At 61.0% G+C, this 21,522-nt stretch carries 15 protein-coding genes, 7 tRNA genes and 1 pseudogene; 12 read left to right on the top strand and 11 right to left on the bottom strand.

All coding sequences use genetic code 11. The annotated features are described in order from the left end of the window. Positions 1–27 precede the first annotated feature (27 nt). A complete protein-coding gene (locus tag VHX65_04280; protein HEX3997752.1) occupies positions 28–1,257 on the bottom strand; it encodes a PQQ-binding-like beta-propeller repeat protein in 1,230 nt (409 codons plus the stop codon). 84 nt (positions 1,258–1,341) lie between these two features. After that, on the bottom strand, positions 1,342–1,665 hold the full coding sequence (locus VHX65_04285) for a DUF6793 family protein (protein ID HEX3997753.1): 324 nt from the start codon (positions 1,663–1,665) through the stop codon (positions 1,342–1,344). A 794-nt stretch (positions 1,666–2,459) separates the two neighbouring features. Here VHX65_04285 and VHX65_04290 point away from each other — a divergent pair. The 10 genes from VHX65_04290 (at position 2,460) to VHX65_04335 (ending at position 17,600) form a co-directional block, all read left to right on the top strand. Continuing rightward, on the top strand, positions 2,460–3,239 hold the full coding sequence (locus VHX65_04290) for a DUF4105 domain-containing protein (GenBank protein ID HEX3997754.1): 780 nt from the start codon (positions 2,460–2,462) through the stop codon (positions 3,237–3,239). A 166-nt stretch (positions 3,240–3,405) separates the two neighbouring features. Next, on the top strand, positions 3,406–4,620 hold the full coding sequence (locus VHX65_04295) for a DUF1080 domain-containing protein (protein ID HEX3997755.1): 1,215 nt from the start codon (positions 3,406–3,408) through the stop codon (positions 4,618–4,620). A 307-nt stretch (positions 4,621–4,927) separates the two neighbouring features. Then, positions 4,928–6,034, top strand: coding sequence for an HD domain-containing protein (locus VHX65_04300; GenBank protein ID HEX3997756.1), 1,107 nt, complete (start codon positions 4,928–4,930; stop codon positions 6,032–6,034). Positions 6,035–6,137: 103 nt separating this feature from the next. After that, positions 6,138–7,478 (top strand): Gfo/Idh/MocA family oxidoreductase, encoded by a 1,341-nt coding sequence (locus tag VHX65_04305; protein HEX3997757.1) that lies wholly within the window; start codon positions 6,138–6,140, stop codon positions 7,476–7,478. Positions 7,479–7,607: 129 nt separating this feature from the next. Further along, positions 7,608–9,026 (top strand): aminotransferase class III-fold pyridoxal phosphate-dependent enzyme, encoded by a 1,419-nt coding sequence (locus tag VHX65_04310; GenBank protein ID HEX3997758.1) that lies wholly within the window; start codon positions 7,608–7,610, stop codon positions 9,024–9,026. A gap of 211 nt (positions 9,027–9,237) precedes the next feature. Then, entirely contained in the window at positions 9,238–10,329 is a 1,092-nt protein-coding gene (locus tag VHX65_04315; protein HEX3997759.1) for a PstS family phosphate ABC transporter substrate-binding protein, read from the top strand. A 65-nt stretch (positions 10,330–10,394) separates the two neighbouring features. Then, entirely contained in the window at positions 10,395–13,046 is a 2,652-nt protein-coding gene (locus VHX65_04320) for an ABC transporter permease subunit (protein HEX3997760.1), read from the top strand. Positions 13,047–13,064: 18 nt separating this feature from the next. Next, on the top strand, positions 13,065–15,083 hold the full coding sequence (locus tag VHX65_04325; GenBank protein ID HEX3997761.1) for an ABC transporter permease subunit: 2,019 nt from the start codon (positions 13,065–13,067) through the stop codon (positions 15,081–15,083). An 83-nt stretch (positions 15,084–15,166) separates the two neighbouring features. Then, a complete protein-coding gene (gene pstB, locus VHX65_04330) occupies positions 15,167–16,147 on the top strand; it encodes a phosphate ABC transporter ATP-binding protein PstB (GenBank protein HEX3997762.1) in 981 nt (326 codons plus the stop codon). 865 nt (positions 16,148–17,012) lie between these two features. After that, positions 17,013–17,600, top strand: a complete 588-nt coding sequence (locus VHX65_04335) for a hypothetical protein (GenBank protein ID HEX3997763.1) — start codon at positions 17,013–17,015, stop codon at positions 17,598–17,600. 331 nt (positions 17,601–17,931) lie between these two features. Here the strand turns inward: VHX65_04335 and VHX65_04340 are convergent. The 9 genes and pseudogenes from VHX65_04340 to VHX65_04380 form a co-directional block, all read right to left on the bottom strand. Further along, positions 17,932–18,004: transfer RNA gene (locus VHX65_04340), tRNA-Cys, on the bottom strand. 199 nt (positions 18,005–18,203) lie between these two features. After that, positions 18,204–18,275, bottom strand: a tRNA-Arg gene (locus VHX65_04345). Between the two features lie 96 nt (positions 18,276–18,371). Continuing rightward, positions 18,372–18,445: transfer RNA gene (locus VHX65_04350), tRNA-Thr, on the bottom strand. A gap of 13 nt (positions 18,446–18,458) precedes the next feature. Further along, positions 18,459–18,528 (bottom strand) — tRNA-Trp (locus VHX65_04355). 48 nt (positions 18,529–18,576) lie between these two features. Next, positions 18,577–19,173: an HNH endonuclease gene (locus VHX65_04360; GenBank protein ID HEX3997764.1), complete on the bottom strand. Its 597-nt coding sequence runs from the start codon at positions 19,171–19,173 to the stop codon at positions 18,577–18,579. A gap of 24 nt (positions 19,174–19,197) precedes the next feature. Then, positions 19,198–19,273: transfer RNA gene (locus tag VHX65_04365), tRNA-OTHER, on the bottom strand. Positions 19,274–19,293: 20 nt separating this feature from the next. Beyond that, positions 19,294–19,381 (bottom strand): annotated as a pseudogene (locus tag VHX65_04370). Positions 19,382–19,401: 20 nt separating this feature from the next. Beyond that, positions 19,402–19,475, bottom strand: a tRNA-Glu gene (locus tag VHX65_04375). A gap of 18 nt (positions 19,476–19,493) precedes the next feature. Beyond that, positions 19,494–19,565, bottom strand: a tRNA-Phe gene (locus tag VHX65_04380). 973 nt (positions 19,566–20,538) lie between these two features. Between VHX65_04380 and VHX65_04385 the strand changes: the two genes are divergently transcribed. Beyond that, positions 20,539–21,048: a hypothetical protein gene (locus tag VHX65_04385; protein ID HEX3997765.1), complete on the top strand. Its 510-nt coding sequence runs from the start codon at positions 20,539–20,541 to the stop codon at positions 21,046–21,048. Positions 21,049–21,068: 20 nt separating this feature from the next. Further along, positions 21,069–21,359 (top strand): hypothetical protein, encoded by a 291-nt coding sequence (locus VHX65_04390; protein HEX3997766.1) that lies wholly within the window; start codon positions 21,069–21,071, stop codon positions 21,357–21,359. Positions 21,360–21,522 lie beyond the last annotated feature (163 nt).

Below are 21,522 nucleotides of genomic sequence, written 5' to 3' on the forward strand. Positions count from 1 at the left end.
GAGCACGGTGCGATTCAAGCGCCACCGTCACTTCGCTCCAAAACAGTATACTATCCCGTCCTCGCTGGCGATAACCAGCCGGTGGTCGGCGACGGCCGGCGAACCGGTGAATTCTCCGCCGGCCTCGTATTGCCAAACCGATTTTCCCGTGCGGCGATCCAAGCCGTAAACGCGGCCGTCGGAAGCGCCCAAAAACAATCGCTCGCCGACCACCACCGGCGACGAATCGATCCGGCCGCGCGTGGCGTGTTCCCAAATCACTTTGCCGGTGGCGGGGTCGAGGGCCCGCACGCGCTTATCGCGGCTGCCGAAGATGATTGCCTGGGGCGTGAGGGCCGCGCTCGAGCGCAGCGCATCGCTGCGCACCTTGTCGGACCATTGCCAGAGGATTTTTGCCTGCTTCCAATCGATGGCGAAAAACGTTCCCGCTTCGGTCCCGAAATAGACGACCGATCCTTGCACCGCCGGCGTGCAACCGGTGGGCGACTCGATATCGACCGTGGCCACCGACTCCCCTTTTGTCACGTCGATGATATGCAGCTTGCCGTCGCAGCCGGCCACGAACGCTCGATCGTCGACCACCGTCGGCGGGCAGCGGATTTGATCGGCGGTCGTCAGCGTCCAAACTTTCTTGCCGCTCTTAGCGTCCAGGCAATAAAGCGTCGAATCCTGTGAGCCAAAGAGGACATTGTCGTGAAAGAAATTCGCGCTGGAATCGATTTCTCCTTCCGTCTTGAATGTCCAGACCACTTTTCCATCGGCCGCATCGAGACAATAAAACAAGCCGTCGGAATCGCCAAGATAAAGCCGGCCTCGACGATACGCGGCCGAGGCGTTGAAGCCAGCTTGGGCGGTGAACTTCCATTTTTCGGCCCCGTTGGCCAAGTCGATGGCCCGCATGGCGCCGTCGAGATCGCCGATGTACACGGTGCCGTCGACGATCAGCGGCGTGGCGGCAAAAGCCCCTTTGGGAACCGCGTATTTCCAAACCAATTCGAGCGAATCGGGAAGTGTCGACACTGCGACTCCGGTCGCCAGGGCATCGCCGCGCACCAGGGGCCAATCCCGGCCCGGCACCGTTTTAAGAGGCGATTCGACCCGCGTGGGTTGGACCGGTTGGGCCGAGTTCGCTTGAACCAATGGCGCCGCAGCGGGTGCATTTCCCGCGGCATCAGCCGCGCAGATCGCCGTCGCGCCGGCTGCCGCGAACGCCAGAATCGTTGCCACGAAGCGCAACACCACGGGGCGCATGGGCATGTGTCCGTTTGTATCGATTTGGTAATTTCAGCAATTAGACAGCCGGCCGAAGGGCCGGCGATGCACATCGTCGCCGGTCTCGGGTTACCAACCCATGACCATGTTCGACTCGATCACTTTGCGCGCCCGCTCCAGGTCGGTGCCCGTCTCGTGCATGTAAAGCCGGATGGCATGCACCTTATCGCCCGACGCCTTCGAGAGGCATTCGCGGGCAGTGTTGCAGGGGTCGTATCGGCCGGTCAGCCCAAGGGCCGACTTGGAGATTACCCACGTATCGCGTGGACGCTTGGTCATCCGGATCAACCTTTCACCGGGATAGGCCTCATTGACGACTTCCGTGGCGGCATCGTCGTCGGCTGCCCAGGTGATGATGATATGAGCCTCGGTTTCAACTTCAAAAAGCGGCATGGCAACTTCCCTCCAAACGAACGGTAAGAGATAAAAACTGGCCGGGACAAAAAATGGCCCGCAGGATCAATCGGATTTGGGGGAATTGCTCATGCTACGCATCATCCCCCTTGCTTTCTTTGGCGAGACCTAATTCAGCGGTTGGAGCGGTCGCGGTAGATCAATGTGGGGCAAAGCGATGTCGTTGCAAGTCGTTGCCGGCCAATGGCCAGCGGCGTCTTTTTCGAACCACCATCTCCATTACGATCGTAGCCCTCCAGCCAGATTTCGTCAACGCAGCGGATGAGCAGGTTCGGGCGCGGCGAAGCGGCTCAATTTCGGCGAAGCGGATAGCGGCGGATGTGGTCGTTGAGTGGCTCCGATTTGATGGCGCCGAAGAACGGAAAAAAATTCACGGCCGACGCCCCTCGCCGCACCAACCCCTCCGAATTTGCAGTCAAAGGTGGTGCGCTATGCCCGATTGAGTCGAAAACAATGGATGCCGCGCATTATCGCCAAAACACGATTCCACCCACCATTGATACAAATCTTCTAAAACCCCGATGCTCTCGAAATTAACAATCGACCGCATTCCGCCCGCGCGACTGTCGATCTGCATTGTCAATTTCAAGCGGTCGCGGTAAGAATTGGTCCCCCCAGGGCCCGCAGCCCGCTCCCGCCTTTAACCCACGGCAAGCATGGACGCTAGCCCGCCCGACAGTGCGCCTAATTCGAGGCATTCGGCGGCGCGTTCGTCGGCGTATTTGTCGGCGCCATGGGGGCGGCGCGCTGCATTTTGGCTGCCGATCTTAGCGGTGCTCGGAGCCCTGGGCGTCACCGGCTGCCGCTTGACGCCACTGGCCGATCGCGACTGGGCCCCTGAATTGGCGCGGATGGCTGGAGCCGATTTCGACGGACCGTGGGTGCATGTTCACAACGTTCGCGATTCGAACTATCGCAGCGACACCGATTTTGACCTCCGCTTCGAAGAACGCACCTACGACCTGACGAAGCTCGATTCGGTGGACTATATCCTTGTTCCGCTCTCGGGTCTGCCGAAAGTCGCACACACGTTCGTCAGCTTCGGTTTCCGCGGTCAGGATTATCTGGCGATTTCGATCGAAGTGCGCCGTTTGCGCGGGCAGCCGTTCCAGCCGCTCTACAACTTTATCAACGAAAACGAAATCATCTATATTGCCGGCGACGAACGCGATCTGATCCGCCTGCGATCGAATTTCCGCAAAGACGATGTCTACGTTTATCGGGCAAAGCTCTCGCCCAACCAATGCCAAGCGCTATTCGTCGATATGCTCCAACGGGCGAACCAGCTCTCCGTTAAGCCGGAGTTTTACAACACGCTGACCAACAATTGCGAAACCAATTTGATCGCCCATCTGAACCACGTTTTGCCGGATAAAATTCCCTATAATTACGAAGTGCTTTTTCCCGGCCTCTCGGATCGATTGCTGTACGACCGCGGCCTGATCCAAAAGGCGGGCACATTTGCCGAAACGCGATCGACGGCTCGGATCAACCACATGGCCGAGCTCCATCCGAATAGCCCCGACTTCTCGCAACAGATTCGGCGGTTCTAAGGATCGTTTCCGTGTGGCTCACTCTCGGGACCAGCCTCAACGGGGGAGGCAGCTGCAAATTGCCTATCTTGCGCAGTCGTAAAGGTTGCGTCGGCCAACGCCGCGGCGTAGCATTGGGTTGTTGACCCCTTTTTTTCCACTTCTTCAACCCAGAAGGAACCTCGACATGCGACAAATGCTTGTTGCGATTCCGCTGGCGGCACTGCTGTTTCTGGCGATTGCGCAAGACGCATCGGCCGGGCGGCGTTGTTGTCGGCGGCATCGCTGTTGCGACGAGTGCCAGACCTGCTGCACGCCTAGTTGCACATCCTGCGCGGCAGGCTGCACGAACTGCGCGGCACCCGCCGCGAGCGGACCAGCGACCACCGAAACCGGGCCGATGATGCCGCCGCCTCCGACGGAAGAACCGAGCACGTTGCCGCCCAATATCAAACCGCCCGTGATCGCCAGGCCGACTCCTCCTCCTCCGAAGCCGACCCCCAACTCGACGAAATCGCCGTCGGATCAGGGAGCCGTTCCGCCGCCGCCGAAAAAACCGGAACCGCCAAAGAAACCTGAGCCACCGAAGACGAGCGCGCCGTCGAAGACCGAGACCCCAAAGACCCCCACCCCGCCAGCTCCACCGGCGCCGCCAAAGGCTCCGGCCAACGGCAGCACATCGGCTCCGGCCAAGACGGCCACGCCGACTCCGCCGCCACCGCCAGGCAACACGGCGCCTCCGCCGCCGCCGCCTCCGCCGCCCAAAAAGCCGGCGCCGGCCGATCAAAACCAGAAGTCAACCCAAAACCACTCGACCGCTCCGGCGGTCGACGTGGTTCATGGGACTTCGCTTTTCGACGGCAAGTCGCTTGGCGATTGGAAGGAAAGCGATTTCGGCACCGAAGGCAAAATCTCGGTCAAGGATGGCGCGATCATTATCGGCGCGGGCGAGGGTTGCAGCGGGATCACTTGGAAAGGCCCGTTCCCGAAAACCGATTACGAAATTAGCCTCCAGGCCGAACGCATCGACGGCTCCGATTTCTTTTGCGGGCTGACCTTTCCCGTCGGCGACGATCCGTGCACGTTTATCGTCGGCGGTTGGGGAGGCGGGCTGGTGGGCCTGTCTTCGATCAATGGCGACGATGCTTCGGAAAACAACACCAGCAGCGACATGAAGTTCGACGACAATCGCTGGTATACGATCCGCGTGCGCGTCAATAAGGTGCGCATTGTTTGTTGGATCGACAAGGAGCAAAAGGTCGACCAACCACTCGATCAGGTGAAGGTTTCGATTCGCAGCGAAGTTTCCGCCTCGAAGCCGCTCGGCATCGCCACTTGGCACACGACCGGCGCCATCCGCGACATTCACTGGCGCCATCTCGCCAAAGACGAACTGAAATAGCCCTCTTGGCGTTCAGACGAAGCAGTCTCACGCGGAGCCGCAGGGTTCGCGGAGACGACTGAGAGAAGAGTTTTTTCCTCAGGTAGCTTCCTCTTCTGTGATCGCTGCAAATCCCTTCTCCTCTCTTTCCCGGCGACTCCGCGACTTCGCGTGAGCCCTCTTCGTCGTCCGTTGTCGTACCTCAAAGCCTCACCGTCTCAAGCCTCACAGCCTCCCCCTGGCTTGCCTTCTCCGCGCGGCTCACTATACTTTTTGCAATCGCCCCGGACCGGACTTTTCTTCAGCACCCGGCCGGGCACCCTTGCCGATGCCGTCTGATCGTCTTCGTCGCCAAATTGCCTGGGAAGCCGCCCGGCTCATGTACGGTCGGCAGGAATCGGAATACTTTCGGGCCAAGCTCAAGGCGGCCCGGCGCTTGTGCGGCAGTTGGGTCAAGCCCCATGATCTGCCCACCAATCGCGAAATCCGCGACCAGATCCAAACTTTCGCGCGTCTGCACGAAGGCGACCGCCGCATCGAAAATCTGCGCGAAATGCGCGTCGAGGCTCTGCGGCTAATGCGCATTCTCCGCGCCTATCGTCCCCGGCTCATCGGCAGCACGCTGACGGGCCATGTCCGACAGGGCTCCGACATCGACTTGCACGTTTTCGCCGACAACCTCGAGGCCGTCAGCGGCTTGCTCGACGACGAAGGACTTGAGTACGAAGTCGAACGCAAGCGGGTGCGCAAGCATGGCGACGAGCGGATCTTCACGCACGTGCACATCCCCGATCGCTTCCCCTTCGAACTAACCGTCTACGCAACGAACCTGGCCAATTTCGCCTTCACCAGTTCCATCACCGGCAAGCCGATCGAGCGAGCAAGCATCGCCGAACTCGAGCAGCTTTTGCAGGCCGAATATCCCGCTATCATCTTGGACCAGGCCGTGCTCGAAGCCGAGTCGAAGGTGGATCGGTTTCAGATTTATCGAATGCTGCTGTTGCCGCTGGAGCGGGTGCGGCAAAGTCCGAAATGGCATCCCGAAGGCGATGCGCTCTATCATAGCCTGCAAGTGTTCGACTTGGCCTGCGATGCCCAGCCGTATGACGAGGAGTTTTTGCTGGCTGCGCTGCTGCACGACGTCGGCAAAGGCATCGATCCGCACGACCATGTGGCGGCCGGGCTGGAAGCGCTCGCCGGCCACGTCACGCCGCGCACCGCCTGGCTGATCGAGCATCACATGGAAGGGCATGGCTTGGCCGACGGCACCTTGGGAGCCCGTGCCCGCCGCCGCTTGGAAGCCGACGAGAATTACGACGACTTGGTGCTGCTGGCCCAATGCGATCGCCGCGGCCGGCAGCGATCGGTCGAATGCTCCGACCTCGACGAAGCGATCGAGTATCTGCGCGAATTATCGCGCACCTGCGGCGAATAGCGGCGAGTTCTCCGCCGATCGCATCCGCACGGCGTTGCACCGCGCTTGCGGTTTCGCGTGTCGCCGCTGGTTTTCCGTCCGGCGGTCGAATATCCTTGCGCCCATGTCCACGCAAACACCACCAACTTCCGCCTCCGCGCAATGCGGCAAATTGCTCCGCGCCGGCATGGTCGGCATGGGGATGATTTTCGACGAAACGTATCGCCCCGTTTTCGAATCACTGCATCGCGGCGGCTTGTGCGAACGGTCGATCGGCGGCATTTGCGGCGTCGAGTTGGCGGCCGTCGCGACCCGCACCGGTAATCGGGCCGAAGCCTATCGCGAATCGGCCCGTGATCGGATCGGCCCGTTCGTCAGTTTTCATGGCCCGAATGCCATCGAACAAATGCTCCTGGCTGAGAAATCGGATGCTCGGTCCGACGATGGCGGTTCCCTCGATTTTGCCTGCGTTGCCACGCCCGACGATCGCCATTTCGCGGCTGCCCGGGCGATCCTCGCTGCCGGAAAACATTTGCTGGTGGAAAAACCGTCGGTGTTGTCGCTGGCGGAGCTAGACGAGCTCGTTCGCCTCGCGCGGCAGAATGGCGTGCTGGCGAAAGTCGTCTATCACAAGTTGCTCGATCCCGATCACAAGCGGATGCGCACGCTCGTGGCCGATGGCGAATTGCAGCATGTCAACCACGGCTACTGTTCGCTGCTGGAGCCGAAAGCGATCGGGAAGGGGCAATTTGTCGAATGGATTTGGGGCCGCAATCCCGGCACGTATGTCGCCGTGCATTACATCAAATTGATCGATTTCACGTTCGGCGGCCACCTGCGCAGCGTGGCCTGCACCGGGCAGCGCGGGATCATCGGCCCTACGGATGGCCCGACCTGGGATTCGACCCAATTGCGATTGGTCTACGAATACGCCGACGGCCGCGAGGCGGCGTTCGATATTCACACGAGCTGGGTCACGCCCGACAATTTCCCCGGCCATGTCGAGCAGGAAGTGCAATTCCGCTTCGACAATGGCGTGTGGACCGCCCATGGTCGGCGGCGCGGTGTCGAATGCACGATCGAAGGCCGCACGCCCCAGCCGCGCAAAATCACGCCGAACCATCACTACAACGCCGAAGTTCTCGAGCCGTGGGGTGAGCGGGCCGCGCGCGGCTACGGGCTCGAAGCCATCGAGCGGTTCGTGCGCGAAGTGGCCCGAGTGGAATTCGGCGGCCCGCAGACCGAGCGCCCGGGGCGCCTTGAAGCCGCACGATCGCTGGATTACAACGACCTGTCGGCCGATCGGCAGGTGGTGGCGGCGGTGCAGGCGATGGAAGCGATTTTGGCCCGCCGCGCCGCGGGATTGCCCGATGCGGTGGTGTACGTCAACCATCCCGCGGGCGGATTGGCGCTTTTTTCGCCGGGCAGGAGCGAGCCGGACTTGTTGTACGCCGGCCCGGTGTGAGGCGAATGGCAGACGCCGCGTGTTAAAACACCTCGGAGCCCGTCGCGCTAGCAAGCGAGTGGCGGGCGTCTCACTCCTTTGCTAGCGCCGCGGGCTCCAGGGTTATCGATGCCACCAACGACTCTACCCATGACAAAAACATCCGAACCGCATGTGATCGAACATCCGAGCGAAGATCTGTCGAACGACCTGCGTCGCCGGCTGGCCGATGTCGAGCCGCGAGCTCAACGCACGTTCACGCCGAGCCTGGCCGCGATCGCTCGTAGTGCCGGCTGCTACCATTGGACTTGCGACGGGCGCAAACTAGCGGACTTCACCTCCGGCGTGTTGGTGGCCAACCTCGGTCATAATCCGATCGCGTGGTGGCGGGCGGTGTGGCGATACTTGGGGCTCGACCATCTTCCGTCCGAGCGCAGCGGGTTCACGGTCGCAACGCCGCTGACAACCTACAACGCCACTTGCGAGCTTGAAATTGAAGCGGCCGAAAGGCTGATCGACAATCTGCGCGGCGAGCCTGGCGGCCAGCGGTGCGAACAGGTTTTGTGGGCCGCGAGCGGGAGCGAGGCGGTGCAAAAGGCCCTTTGGGCGGCATTGGCACGGCGCGGCACTCAAGGCGAGAGGCAGACCGCCGGCGACAACGGCTCCGAGAAAATCATCCTCGCCACTCGCTTCGGCTTCCACGGCAAAAAAGGATTGGCGGGGGCGACCACGGGCAGCGAAAAAGACGCCGAGCGCGATCCGCGCGTGCGGTTCATCAGCTTCCCCAGCGAGGAATGCATCGACACCGCCCGCCGGGCCCAGCCGCTCGACCTGAGCCGCTACGCAGCCGAATTGGCCGACGAGTGGCGGCAACACGGATCGCGAATCCGCGCGCTGATAACGGAGCCGTATTTGGGAGGCGGCGGCTCGTTTCACCCGCAGCCTGAATATTTGCAGCTGCTTCAGCGGTTTTGTCGCGAACACGACATCGCGTTCATCCTCGACGAAATCCAATCCGGCTTCGGCCGCACCGGCCCGATGTACGCCTTCACGCACTACGGCCTCGAGCCCGACCTGCTGTGTCTCGGCAAAGGATTGGGCAACGGAATGCCGGTCGCGGTCGTCGCCGGGCGGGCCGATATTCTGGCCGCGCTCGACTATGGCGAGGGGAGCGACACCTACAGCGGCAATCCCTTGGCCGCGGCGGCCGTGCTGGCGACGCTGGATGAATTCGAGTCGACCGATGTTCTGCAGCGTTCCGCCGAACTTGCCGGGGTATTGAGGGAGGGCCTCGAACGAATTGCCCGGCTTGCAGCGGTCGCTCATTTGCGCGGCGAAGGATTGGTGTGGGGGATCGAATTCATCGCGACCGGCAATCGCTCGGCCGCGGAAACGGCCCGTGCCGCCGTGGCCGCCTGCTATTTGGGCGACGACCAGGGTCGCGCGATCCATCTGCTCGGCCCGTTGGCCGGCACCGTCGTGCGCATCGCCCCGCCGCTTATTATGCCGCCGGATGAAGCCCGCGAGTATCTCGCCGCGATGCATCAAATTCTGGCCAACGCCCTTTGATTCGGCGGTCGCGGGCGAGCGGGTTGACCGAGGCAACCCGCTCGAAAGTGTTGCTTTACGCCACGCGAATCGTGGCCGCGTGCAGTCCAATCGCGATTTCCCGCATCCGCTAATGTTTCCCTAACAATTGGGCCCTAGACTGTGATAACTCGCGCGGCGGCAAACGACGGAAATATCCGCCGAGCCGGCACTTAAAATTGGAGACCAACCGATGTTGCGAAACGCTCGTTGCGGCGCCCGAATCCAGCGCTTGCTCGCTGCCGCGATCGCTAAAAGGAAGGCCTTGCTGGTTGCCGCGGCGGCAGCGCTGGCATTCGCGCTTGCCTGCCGCACGACCAATGTCGCCCGCGCGGCCGGCGACGAATCGGCGCCAGAAAAGAAGGCCAGCGCAGGAGATCTCGATCCGAAGCTACCCGGATACGAAAAAGCATCGACCGAAGTTTCCGGTTCGATCAAGAGCGTCGGTTCCGACACGATGCTCAATCTGATGGACCACTGGTCGGCAAGCTTTACGAAGATCTATCCCAATGTGCGGGCGGAAATCGAGGGCAAGGGCTCGGCCACCGCCCCGCCGGCATTGATCGAAGGCACGGGCAATTTCGGCCCCATGAGCCGCGATTGGAAGAAAGAAGAAATCGAAAAGTTCGAGGCGAAATACGGCTACAAGCCGACCACCTTGCCGGCGGCCATCGATATGCTCGCCGTCTATGTCAATAAAGACAATCCAATTGAAGGCCTGAGCTTTCAGCAGATCGACGCGGTCTTCTCAAAGGCTCGCAAGGGTGGATATCCCAACGACGTCCTCACGTGGGGCGATCTCGGCATGACCGGCGAATGGAAAGACAAACCGATTAATCTCTACGGCCGCAATTCGGCCTCCGGCACCTACGCATTCTTCAAAGAACATGCCATGTTCAAGGGCGACTTCAAAGATTCGGTGAAGGAGCAACCGGGAAGCTCGGCGGTCGTGCAGGGGGTCGCGAGCGATAAATACGGCATCGGTTATAGCGGCATCGGCTACAAAACGGCCGACGTGCGGGCCATTCCCCTCGCGCTCAAGGAAGGGAAGAAATTCGTTCCCGCCGAACCGGATTATGCCTATCGCGGCCAATACCCGCTGGCCCGCTTCTTGTATATCAGCGTCAACTACAAGCCGGGGAGTCAGCTCGATCCTTTGCGGGCGGAATTCTTGAAATACGTGTTGAGCCGCAATGGCCAGGAAGATGTCGACCGCGAGGGGTTTCTGCCGTTGACGGAAAAAGTGGCCGCCCGCGGATTGAAAATGGTCGGGCTGTCGGAATAGCAAACGTGCCAAGCGATCCACAACGGACGTTCACCGGCCGGAGCCGCCGACGGAAAACGTCGTGGATGGTCACGGCCGGCGATCGCGTTGCGCGAAGCCTGGTTGCCGTCGGTGGCATCGGCACGATCGGCGCGGTGCTGCTTGTGTGCGTGTTTCTTGCGTCGCAAGTGATCCCGCTCTTTTTGCCGGCCAAGGTCGAATCGACGCGCGAATTGCCCGGGGCCATCGACGCCGCAGCCCCCGCGAATGCGACTGGAACCAAGCCGGCGAACTTCAGCGAGCCGCCGATTCGGCTCGGTATCGACGAGTTCGGCTCGCTCGCCTGGGCATTGTTCGCCGATGGCCGCGTGCGCTCGTTTCGTCTCGACAACGGCCACGTGCTCGACAATCTTTCGCCGCGGCAAACCGGTCTGGCCGGTATGACGGCCGTTGCGCTGGCGACCGACGGCCAGCGGGCCGTGTTCGGATTTCGTGACGGCAAATTGCAAACGGGCCGGATCGGTTTCGAAACGCGGTTTGTCGATCCGCCCGACGTTCCGGCCGTGGTGCGCGAGATGGCGGTCGGCGCGACCGCGGAATGGGACGGAGGCCTCGTCGCCCGCACTCCGACCGGGCAGTATCGCCGGCAAAAGCTCGTCGTCAAATTGGACGATCCGATCGAGCCCGGCGAAGGCAAAGCCGCCGTGCAATTGGTTGACCAGGTCGAGCCGGCGAGCGGATCCGTGTTTTGCTGGTTTACCGAAAGCGAAAAGGCGGCGGACCACTCACGAACCGCCGGCGTGCTGCGGATTGCGTCGGTCGAAACCCGGCACGACTTGCTCGCGGGCGAAGATGTTTCCACGCTTTCGACTCCGGTCGAAGTGGCACTGCCGGCCGACATTGATGGGCCTCCGAAATTTCTGCGGCTAGGGGGCCTCGGCGAATATCTCTATATCGCGTGGAGCAATGGCCGGTTGCTGCGCTATGAAACGCGAGATCTCGATCATCCACGCTTGATGGAGGATCGCAATCTTCTCGGCGAATCGGGCATGACGCTGACGGCGCTTGCGCCGCTCTTGGGCGGCACCACGTTTTTGGCGGGCGATTCGAGCGGCCGCGTGCGGACCTGGTTTCCGGTTCAGCCGCCCGAAGCGCGGAAGTTCGGCAGCGGGCAAAAGGCAGGGCATACCCAAGATACCACGCGGCTGATCGATGGCCCCCGGTTCCCTGCCGAGGGAAGCCCGGTCGCTTGCATCGCCTCTTCGAGCAGCGACCGCGAAGCGGCGGTGGGGTTTGGCGACGGGCGGACGCGACTGCTGTTCATCACCACGGAGAAAACGATCCTCGATTTGCGTGCGGAAGCGCCGGCGCCGGTCGAAAGCGTCGCGATCTCGCCCAAGGGAGACCGGCTGCTGGCGGTGTCGGGCGCTAGGGCCACGGTTTGGAAATTCGACCCCGGTTATCCGGATGGCTCGTTCTCCGCGCTGTTCTTGCCGGTTTGGTACGAGGGAGAGCCGGCGCCGAAGCAAATCTGGCAAACGTCGGGCGGCAGCGGCTTCGAGCCGAAATTGGGGCTGATGCCGCTCGTGTTCGGCACCTTCAAGGCGACGTTTTATTCGATGATCTTTGCCGCGCCGTTGGCCCTTCTGGCGGCCCTCTTCACGAGCGAGTTTCTTCATCCGCGCACCAAGGCTCGAATCAAACCCACCGTCGAACTGATGGCGAGCTTGCCAAGTGTCGTGCTCGGGTTCTTGGCCGGGCTGGTCGTAGCGCCGATTGTTTCCGGAATCGTGCCGGAGGTTCTGGCCGGACTGGTGACAGTACCCCTCGCGTTGCTAGCGGGGGCCTATGTGTGGCAACTCCTGCCGCATGGCTTGACGCTCCGTTTTGCCCGCTGGCGATTCGCAGCGATGCTGCTGCTGGCGATCCCGGCAGGCGTCGTGGCGGCCGCGGCCTTGGGCCCGCTCGTTCAAACTTATTTGTTCGACGGCGATATCAAAGCCTGGCTTACCGGGCGGCTGGGCAGCGGATTGCCGGGCTGGATCATGCTGCTGTTGCCGTTCACGGCCCTACTGGTCGCGGTGCTCATCAATCGCACGATCGATCCTTGGCTGCGCGGCATCTCCGCATCATGGAGCCGAACTCGCAGCGCCGTCGCCGAGTTGTTGAAATTCATTTTCGGCATCGCGGCAACCGTGGTGCTTGTGTTCGGCGTGGCATGGATTCTCGACGCGGTGAAGATCGATCCGCGTGGAACTTTCGTCGGACGATACGACGAGCGCAACGCGCTGATCGTCGGGCTGGCAATGGGCTTTGCCATCATCCCGTTGATCTACACGCTGGCCGACGACGCTCTTTCCTCCGTGCCGGCCAGTTTGCGTTCGGCATCGCTGGGCGCCGGAGCCACGCATTGGCAGACGGCAATGCACGTCGTCATTCCGACCGCCATGAGCGGGCTGTTCTCGGCCGTGATGATCGGGCTGGGCCGCGCCGTGGGCGAGACGATGATCATCTTGATGGCCGCCGGTGGCCAGCCGCTCATGGATATCAATATTTTCAACGGCTTCCAAACGCTTTCTGCCGCGATTGCCACGCAAATGCCCGAAGCGGCGGTGGGCACGACCCACCTGCGCACGTTGTATGTAGCCGCGTTGGCGCTGTTCATCATCACCTTCGTCGTCAACACGGTGGCGGAAGTGGTTCGGCAGCGATTCCGCCGGAGGGCCTATGAACTCTAAGCGATCCGCGGAGGCCGCATGAGCTCGAAAACATCGCCTCCGCTTGGCTCCGGGTCTCCGACTGCTGCCGGCTCCGGATTCTCCGCCGCGCCGACGTCGCCGCGGCCGCGCCGACGTGGCTCATCCCATGCAACACTTCTGGCGCACGGCGAACCGCAGTTATGGCTCACCGGCGGAGCGCTGGCCATCGCGATCCTGCTGATCGTCGGATTGCTGGTCCTTGTGGTCTATCAAGGGATCGGCACGTTTTGGCCGCGGCCGCTGGTGGAATTGAAACTGGCCGACGGCAGCGTGCTGCTCGGCGAGACCGCGCGATCGGAGCGGTATCGACCCGAGGCCGATGCGCTCGACAAGCTGCCGTCGCCGATGGCCGCCATGGCTCGGCATGGGATCGCGGCGGACGGAGGCTGGGCCACACGACGGCTGGTTCGCGTCGGCAATTTCGAGCTGACGCATGCTCCATTTCGATGGGCCGACGATTTTCGCGTGGCGGAAGAAACTCGGCCCGATTGGGCATTGACGATCGAACGGCTCGAAATCGGTAGATTCTACGGCCGGCTTGAGGCGCTATTGGTCGACGGCAAGGTCGTTTCGGCGTCGCCGGCCGATGCCTGGAAACAATTCCGACAGGCGCATCCGGAGGTGCGCGCACGCTGGCGCCAGCGCGTGGCGATCGACAAGGATGAGAATGGGGCTGTTCGCCGGAAAATGAAACAAGCCACGCTCGAGCAAGTGCAAGCCGAGCTGGATTACGGCAAGGATTCGCCCCACTATGCCGCCGCTGTCACGGGCCGCACCGAGATGGAAGCCTGGGGGCAATCGCAATTCAAGGAAATCCTGGGCCGAATCGATCGGCTAAAGGCGGAAAACGCTCGCTACCGGTTGCGCGTCAAACCGGTGCAGGGGCCGGCGCAAGACATCGCGCTCGAAGACATCGTTCGCGCTTATCCGGCCAATCAACTCGGCTTGTGGAGCAAACTCGGCATTTACGCCTCGCGCTGGCGAGAATTCTTGCTCGACGATCCGCTGCAATCGAATCGCGCCGGCGGATATTTTCCGGCGATTTGGGGCACGGTCGCCATGACGCTCATCATGACGCTCTTCGCCGTGCCGTTCGGCGTGTTGGCGGCGCTCTATCTGCGGGAATACGCCAAGCCCGGCCCGATCACCAGCGCCGTGCGCATCGCGATCAACAACCTCGCGGGAGTGCCGAGCATCGTGTTCGGTGCGTTCGGCTTGGGGTTCTTCTGCTACGGCGTCGGAAAATTCATCGACGGCGGGCCAGAGGATCCCTGGCCAGAGGGAACATGGTTCATGCTATTGGCCATTGCAGTCGCCGCCGGGGTCGCGGCATTTTTCATCGGCCTCGCGAGCCGTCCGGCGATGGCCGAATCGCTCGCCGCCGGACGCCCACGCTTGCGCCGAGTGTCAGTGGCGCTGTGGCTCGCGTCGCTCGGGTTGGTGGTGACGATGATCGTCACCTCGCCATTCTTCCATGGGTTCTACCGCGCTAGCCTGGTGAGTAACGATCCGACATTCGGCAAGGGGGGATTGCTCTGGGCAGCGCTCACCCTGGCACTATTGACCGTGCCGGTCGTGATCGTGGCCACCGAAGAAGCGCTCGCCGCAGTGCCAAATTCAATGCGCGAGGGGTCGTATGCCTGCGGAGCAAGCCATTGGCAAACGATTCGCCGGATCGTTCTGCCGCGAGCGATGCCGGGGATCATGACGGGCATGATTTTGGCGATGGCGCGGGGGGCGGGCGAAGTGGCGCCGCTGATGTTGGTCGGCGTGAAGAAGTGGTCGCCCGATCTGCCGCTGGATTCGGTGTTTCCGTATCTTCATCCCGATCGCAGTTTTATGCACCTCGCGTATATGATTTACGATGTCGGGTTTCAGAGTCCGGATAGCGAGGCCGCCAAGCCGATGGTTTATACTACGACGCTGCTGCTGATCGCTATCGTGGCGGTCCTGAATCTGGGCGCGATCGGATTGCGCCGCAGGCTGCGGCGAAAATTCATGACGGATCAGTTTTGAACCCGCGGCACGAAAACTGCCGGAAAGCGACCGGGCACCTTCGATCAACAAGAAAGTGAGCTTCCGCTTGCGAAGCGGTTGCCATGAACGCCATTTTGAAAACGCAAAAGCCGTTGCAAACACCCGATTCCGCGCCGGCGGATCCAACGCAGCCCGTGCTGCCGACCGCCGGGACCGCGAGTCTCGCCGAGCCGCCAAATTTGTTGCCGCCGGCTGCGGCCGCGAAGTCGCCCCCCGCCGCGGGCCGGCTGAACGCGATCACGCGCGGAGAGATCGTTGGCACGGAAGTGCACCCCGCCATGGCGCGCGAGGAAGCGGTCGTCGAGGTCGATCATTTCAACTTGTTCTACGGCGCGAAGCAGGCGCTCTACGACATCTCGATGCGGATCCCCAAGAACCAAGTCACCGCGCTGATCGGGCCGAGCGGCTGCGGCAAATCGACGATGCTCCGCAGCGTCAATCGGCTCAACGATCTCTTGGCCACGGTGCGCATCGACGGCGATATCCGCCTCAACGGCGATTCGATTTATCGCACCACTGTCGACGTGATCGAGTTGCGGAAGCGGATGGGCATGGTCTTTCAAAAGCCGAATCCGTTTCCGATGAGCGTTTTCGAAAACGTCGTCTATTCGCTGCGCATCGACGGCCAGCGCAACCGCAGCGTGCTCAACGAAGTTTGCGAGCGCAGCCTCCGCGGCGCCGCGCTGTGGGACGAAGTCAAAGACCGGCTGCATGAAAGCGCGCTCGGCATGTCCGGAGGACAGCAACAGCGGCTTTGCATCGCCCGGGCAATTGCCGCCGAACCCGAGGTGCTCTTGCTCGACGAACCTTGCTCCGCGCTCGATCCGATTGCCACCGGAAAGATCGAAGATCTAATCCAAGAATTGCGCGGTTCGTATTCGGTGCTGATGGTGACGCACAACATGCAGCAGGCGTCGCGAGCGAGCGATTTTACGGCCTTCATGTATCTCGGGCGGCTGATCGAATACGGCCCGACCGGCGAGCTCTTCACGAAGCCGATCCTGAAGGAAACGGAAGACTACGTGACCGGCCGTTTCGGCTAAAATCGTGAACGGATACGCCATCCTTTTCCTCCAGGGCCCTGCTCTCCACGCCGGACGCGAATATGATCCGATTGTAGCGCTTCCAATGCCCAAATAACCGCTGCGCTTACTGCATCAATCGGCCCGGGATCCGCGATGAAGACAAAAATTTCTCGATTGTCACATTTTCATTGACACCCCCATTCTGGCCCGATATACTTGCGGAACCATTCGGCTATACCTCGGAAGAGCGTCATACATTCGTGGGGGGAACGATCCGTGGATCGGGCTCCCCGTTCTCCTAATTCCCGATGACAATGCGGCGCACGACACGTGTCGCCGATTCGCAAATCCCCTGCGCCCCCGCGTTCGACCGATATCCGGAAAAATCATTAGTCCCGGCAAGTTGCAGCGCCGATGTGCGATCCGGCAATGTGGCTATGGGGGCAGTGGAAGCAACCGATATCATCGAGCGCAGGGGGCGCTTCTTTTTTCTCAAGCGGTTAAGGCTCGGCCAAAAAACGACTTCTCCATAGGCCCCTCTTCTCACAGCGACCGAGTTCCAGGATGAGGGGGGTTCGAAAAGCGGAAGTTAGTTTTCGGCCGAGCCTAGATGTTGCAGATAGCCGCTCCTTCGACACGCTGATCCCGTTCCACCGCCGGCCATCGCTATTTGCATTTGCTCGCCGGCGCGCTACGATAGGCGCTGTCGATGCCTTCGCAGATTGCGGCCAATTACCGCTATGGGGCATAGCCGTACCAACGTCGGCTCGTTTTCCCGCCAGGTTCGCCACGCCGCTCCCTCTGCCCCGCTTGCGCGAACGTGCTTCGTTGTCGTGCCCATGGTGGGCTCGACGCCTTCTTCATCTACCAAGGAATTGCAAAAATGCGATTGAACCATCTCGCTTTCGTTCCAATGCTGGCTGGTTTGTTGGCCGTGGGCTTGCTAGCGGGCAACGGCCATGCGGCCGAATTGCAGAGCGGACCGCAGCCGGGTGAATCTCTCGGTGCATTCACGGTCACCAAAGCCGCCGGCGCTCCGAACGACGGCGTCGCGGTCGGCCAAAAGCTCTGCTACCGCTGCCGGATGGGGAATCGGCCGATGGTGATGATCTTTGCCCACCAAGCCGACGCGGCCCTCGCCGCGCTCGTCAGGCAACTCGACGACGTCGTGGCCAAGAATGAAGCAAAGAAGATGGGCTCGTTCGTGAGCCTGCTCGGTCAGGAACCGAAGGAGTTGGCCGGCACGGCCGAAAAATTCGTCGAGTCGAACAAAGTCGAGCATGTCGCCTTCGTCGTTCCCGCCGAACACGCCGCCGGACCGAAGAGCTACAAGCTGAATCCCGAGGCCGATGTGACGGTGCTCATCTACCGTCAAGGAAAAGTCGTGGTCAACTACGCCTTGCCGGCCGGTGGTTTGACCGATGAAACGATCCAGAAAATCGTTGCCGACACGAGCAAGATTTTGGATTGACCGGCGAGCGGCCATTCGTCGCGCCGCACGGGAATATCTGTGCCGGTTTGCAGCAGTTTCGAATCGCTGGCGCGCTCGATTCGTCGCAGCGCGCTGGCGCGCTTGATTCGTCGCAGACCGTTCGGTCGCCCAGCGGAACCGCCGTTGTAGGTTCCAGGAGGTCGAGCGCTGTCTGCAATCGTCGAGCGAATTCTGCAAAACGTAAGCTCGAGTTTCTGGATCGCAGAGTTCAAACCGCATGGCGATCGTGGAATTTCGCGCGACTCAAGTCCCCTAAAGCTCGTCGCCATAGGCCCAGCCGCGTCGGACGTTTTCTTCAAATCACAATCAAAGACGCCGGTGAGAGTCGAACTCACTTCAAACCGGTTTGCAGGCGGTTGCCGTGCCCGTCTGGCTCCAGCGTCAGGTGCTTCAGTGTCCTCGCCAAGAATCGAACCTGGTCTTCGACCAGCAACCGAGCACGGCTGCTTTGGCGGCAGCCGAGCGCAGGGCGGTAGACTGAGTTGGGTATGTCCTCGCCAAGAATCGAACCTTGTCTTCGACCTTCGCAGGGTCGCGTGCGAATCCGGCACACTCCGAGGACAAAAACTCGCAATTTTTCAATGCCCCGCCGAGGAATCGAACCACGTCTTGCAGTTTCGAAGACTGCCGTGCTGTCCGGCACACTCGCAAGGCCATCAATCGCAATATCCGACCTGGACTCGAACCAGGGCCTGGACCTTCGGAGGGTCCAATGCGATCCGGTACACCATCGGGACACACCACACCAAGAGCCGACGACTGGATTCGCGCCAGCATCGACCGGTTTACAAAACCGGTGTCTTTCTCAGTCGAGCCACGTCGGCATTTTTCAATCAGCACGAGCGCGAGGAGTCGAACCCCGTCCGCCAGTTTTGGAGGCTGGCTGCTCTCCCAGGAGCACGCCCGTGTAAAGCCCGGGGTTCTGCTGTTACAAGACCCCGGGGCTCGCTAACAATCAGCTCTCAAGCGCGACGTTCCAGTACGCCTCGCTGACGAACTTCGACCAGCTTTCGATCCGTGCCTCGTGCCGGGCGTACAGCGGCTTCCAGGTCGGGCGAACCGGCTCCTTGCGCAGCTTGAGGCCAGCCTGCCGCGGCGTGCGGTCGGCCTTCCGCTTGTTGCACGCCAGGCAAGCCAGCACGCAGTTTTCCCAGGTCGAGGTTCCACCCTGTGACCGCGGCACAACATGGTCGATCGACAACTCGTCGCCGCCCGGCTGCACGCCGCAATATTGGCAGGTCCAGTGGTCCCGCTTGAAGATATTGCGACGGCTGAAGCTCACCGCGGCGCTCGGCACCCGGTCGTAACTGGCTAGCGCGATTACTTCCGGCACACGGAGCCGCTGGCGAATCGCCTGGATGAACGGTTCGCCATCGCGCGGCTTTAGCGCTGACCAATCGGCCCAACTGTAGAGCCGATAGTCGTCGGAATCGACCACGCGGACCGATTCATTCCACAGCAGCACGAGCGCCCGGGCCACGGTGGCCACGTTCACTGGCTGCCAGTTGCGGTTGAGCACCAGCGTCGGGCGATCGAGCATCTTCGCGACCATTTTTGATCCGTCCTTTCAAGTAAGGGTATCTGGGCGGGGTCGAACCGCCATCTTCTCCCTTCACAGCCAGCCCGTGCAGAATCCGCTACACCACAGACACCATATAGTTGTCAGCACTAGCGGAAGGGGTGGGAGTCGAACCCACGCTCTCGTGCTCCCACGACCATGAGGACATGGTGCCCGGCGGGCCGCCGTTGCCCTACCTCCCGAAGTCTTAGCCGCACCAAGTAGCTCGTATGGGAGTCGAACCCGTCTCTCCATCTTGAAAGGACGGAATCCTCAAGCCGATAGACGAACGAGCCGCATGTTTTTTCTACGAGTGGGTCGGGAGGCGCTCGAATCCTCGTCTCCTGGGCTTCAACCAGGCGCTATACCGTCTCAGCTACCAACCCGGGTTTTCGAGCAATTCAACGAAAAAAGGCCCGATGTCGCTTTGACACCAGGCCTTCAAGTTTGTTCGCGTACTTGGTTTGGCCGAGCGTCACAGGCGCAATGGGAATTGCAGATTATCCGCGGCGAGCGCGGAATAACCCGTCCCCATGCGTTCCTGAATCGAACTGGGCCGTGACCAAACCATTGGAATCACCAAATTCAAAAGAGTTGTTGCAATCCGACCCGGCCGCGACAGCAACCGGCAGCAGGCTATTCAACCACTTAGACGCAGCAGGGTGTCGGTGGGTTCACAGAGATTTTTGCCAAACCTGCGGAAAACTCCCCGGCGAGCTGGCACCATGCCGCTTGTATCGAGGGCGCGATGGCGGCAACGCCCAGTGACCGCCTGCGGAAAATCTGATTCAACCAGTTGTCATCGGGCAGTCAAAACCAGCATTACATCCTTTGTGATGTGGATCACCGCGCAGCAGTCCTCCGCACCGCCACCACCAATCACCCCAGCAAAGCGACATGGCCGCACATTGGACCAGGCCGCCGCGACTCTGCCGGATTTTCCAGGGTGGAAAGTCGTGGCGGTGTGGCTGGTCGCTTGCGTCATCGGCGATATGGTAGGATGGTCGCAACACCAGATTGTGCGATCGAACCATGCCGCCGATAACACGTCACGGAAACATGCCGAACTTCATCTGCTCGACATGCGGAACACAATACGCCCAGACCGTTGATCCGCCGCACGCCTGCGCTATCTGCGATGATGACCGGCAGTACGTGAAGGCGACGGGCCAACAGTGGACAACGCTGGACCGCTTGCGGTTGAGCCATCGAAACTCGATCCGATTCGAGCGGTCCGGCCTGATTGGCATCGGCATCGAGCCTCACTTCGCCATCGGTCAGCGGGCGCTATTCTTGCGAACGCCGGGCGGAAATATCCTTTGGGACTGCGTTTCCTTACTCGATCCAGCTATCGTCGAGATGATCAACGCACTCGGCGGCATTTCGGCGATTGCCATCTCGCACCCGCACTATTATTGCTCAATGGTCGAATGGAGTAGGGCTTTCGGCGACGTGTCGATTTATCTTCATGCTGACGATCAACAGTGGATAATGCGACCCGATAAGGCCGTCGTATGTTGGACAGGCGAAACGAAGCTGTTGAGTGCGGGTCTGACGTTGATCCGCTGCGGCGGGCACTTCGACGGCGGCACCGTTCTTCATTGGCAAGGCGGCGCTGGCGGCAAAGGATCACTCTTGACGGGCGATATCATCCAAGTTGCTCCCAATCGAACACACGTCAGCTTTATGTACTCTTATCCCAATTACGTGCCGCTGTCGGCGTCAGCAGTCGACCGGATCGTCAAGGCGGTCGAGCCATTCGACTACGACACGGTCTATGGAGCATTTTGGGATACAGTGATCGAACGGGATGGCAAGGCGGCGATTCTGCGCTCCGCGGAGCGTTATTTGCAGGCCATCGGTGATTGACCGGCAGAAGAGGCATCACCATGAATGACGCTTTTCAAAAGAGGGTCAGAGCAGCAGCCGTCGCCGGATGGTGGACGGTGCTGATCGCCATTGGGTTTCTAACCCTGGTTTGGTTCGTATTTCTCGGCCTCATGTCAGCTCGACCGCCTTGGTTTCAATCGCTCCTTGGGCCTGGCGTCAGTTGGGAGTACGTTCAGAATGTTGGATTTTGGATCGTCTCGATATTCAAGATGTGCATTTGGCTGATGGCCCTGGTGGTCGTTTGGCTCACGCTATGGGCCAGGCAGTTGCGGAAAGGATCGGGCGTCTGACTGAGGGAGAAAACTGATGGCCAACAAAGGTCGAGGCATGGTGCGGCAACCAGCGACGAAATCGCCGAAGATGCAGAAGAAGATGGCGAAGAACAAGATTGCCGCAAGACTTGGAAAGAAAAAATGATCCTGTTCATCGACGAGGATCGAGCCTACCTGTCCT

This window comes from Pirellulales bacterium, assembly GCA_036267355.1.
Lineage (GTDB): Bacteria > Planctomycetota > Planctomycetia > Pirellulales > DATAWG01 > DATAWG01.

Excerpts from the sequence above, each read along its gene's own strand:
- VHX65_04325 (HEX3997761.1), top strand. The coding sequence starts at position 13,065 with ATGAGCTCGAAAACATCGCCTCCGCTTGGCTCCGGGTCTCCGACTGCT.
- VHX65_04280 (HEX3997752.1), bottom strand. The coding sequence starts at position 1,257 with ATGCCCATGCGCCCCGTGGTGTTGCGCTTCGTGGCAACGATTCTGGCG.
- VHX65_04320 (HEX3997760.1), top strand. The coding sequence starts at position 10,395 with ATGGTCACGGCCGGCGATCGCGTTGCGCGAAGCCTGGTTGCCGTCGGT.
- VHX65_04310 (HEX3997758.1), top strand. The coding sequence starts at position 7,608 with ATGACAAAAACATCCGAACCGCATGTGATCGAACATCCGAGCGAAGAT.
- VHX65_04360 (HEX3997764.1), bottom strand. The coding sequence starts at position 19,173 with ATGGTCGCGAAGATGCTCGATCGCCCGACGCTGGTGCTCAACCGCAAC.
- VHX65_04315 (HEX3997759.1), top strand. The coding sequence starts at position 9,238 with ATGTTGCGAAACGCTCGTTGCGGCGCCCGAATCCAGCGCTTGCTCGCT.
- VHX65_04335 (HEX3997763.1), top strand. The coding sequence starts at position 17,013 with ATGCGATTGAACCATCTCGCTTTCGTTCCAATGCTGGCTGGTTTGTTG.
- VHX65_04285 (HEX3997753.1), bottom strand. The coding sequence starts at position 1,665 with ATGCCGCTTTTTGAAGTTGAAACCGAGGCTCATATCATCATCACCTGG.
- VHX65_04305 (HEX3997757.1), top strand. The coding sequence starts at position 6,138 with ATGTCCACGCAAACACCACCAACTTCCGCCTCCGCGCAATGCGGCAAA.
- VHX65_04300 (HEX3997756.1), top strand. The coding sequence starts at position 4,928 with ATGCCGTCTGATCGTCTTCGTCGCCAAATTGCCTGGGAAGCCGCCCGG.
- pstB (HEX3997762.1), top strand. The coding sequence starts at position 15,167 with ATGAACGCCATTTTGAAAACGCAAAAGCCGTTGCAAACACCCGATTCC.
- VHX65_04390 (HEX3997766.1), top strand. The coding sequence starts at position 21,069 with ATGAATGACGCTTTTCAAAAGAGGGTCAGAGCAGCAGCCGTCGCCGGA.
- VHX65_04295 (HEX3997755.1), top strand. The coding sequence starts at position 3,406 with ATGCGACAAATGCTTGTTGCGATTCCGCTGGCGGCACTGCTGTTTCTG.
- VHX65_04385 (HEX3997765.1), top strand. The coding sequence starts at position 20,539 with ATGATCAACGCACTCGGCGGCATTTCGGCGATTGCCATCTCGCACCCG.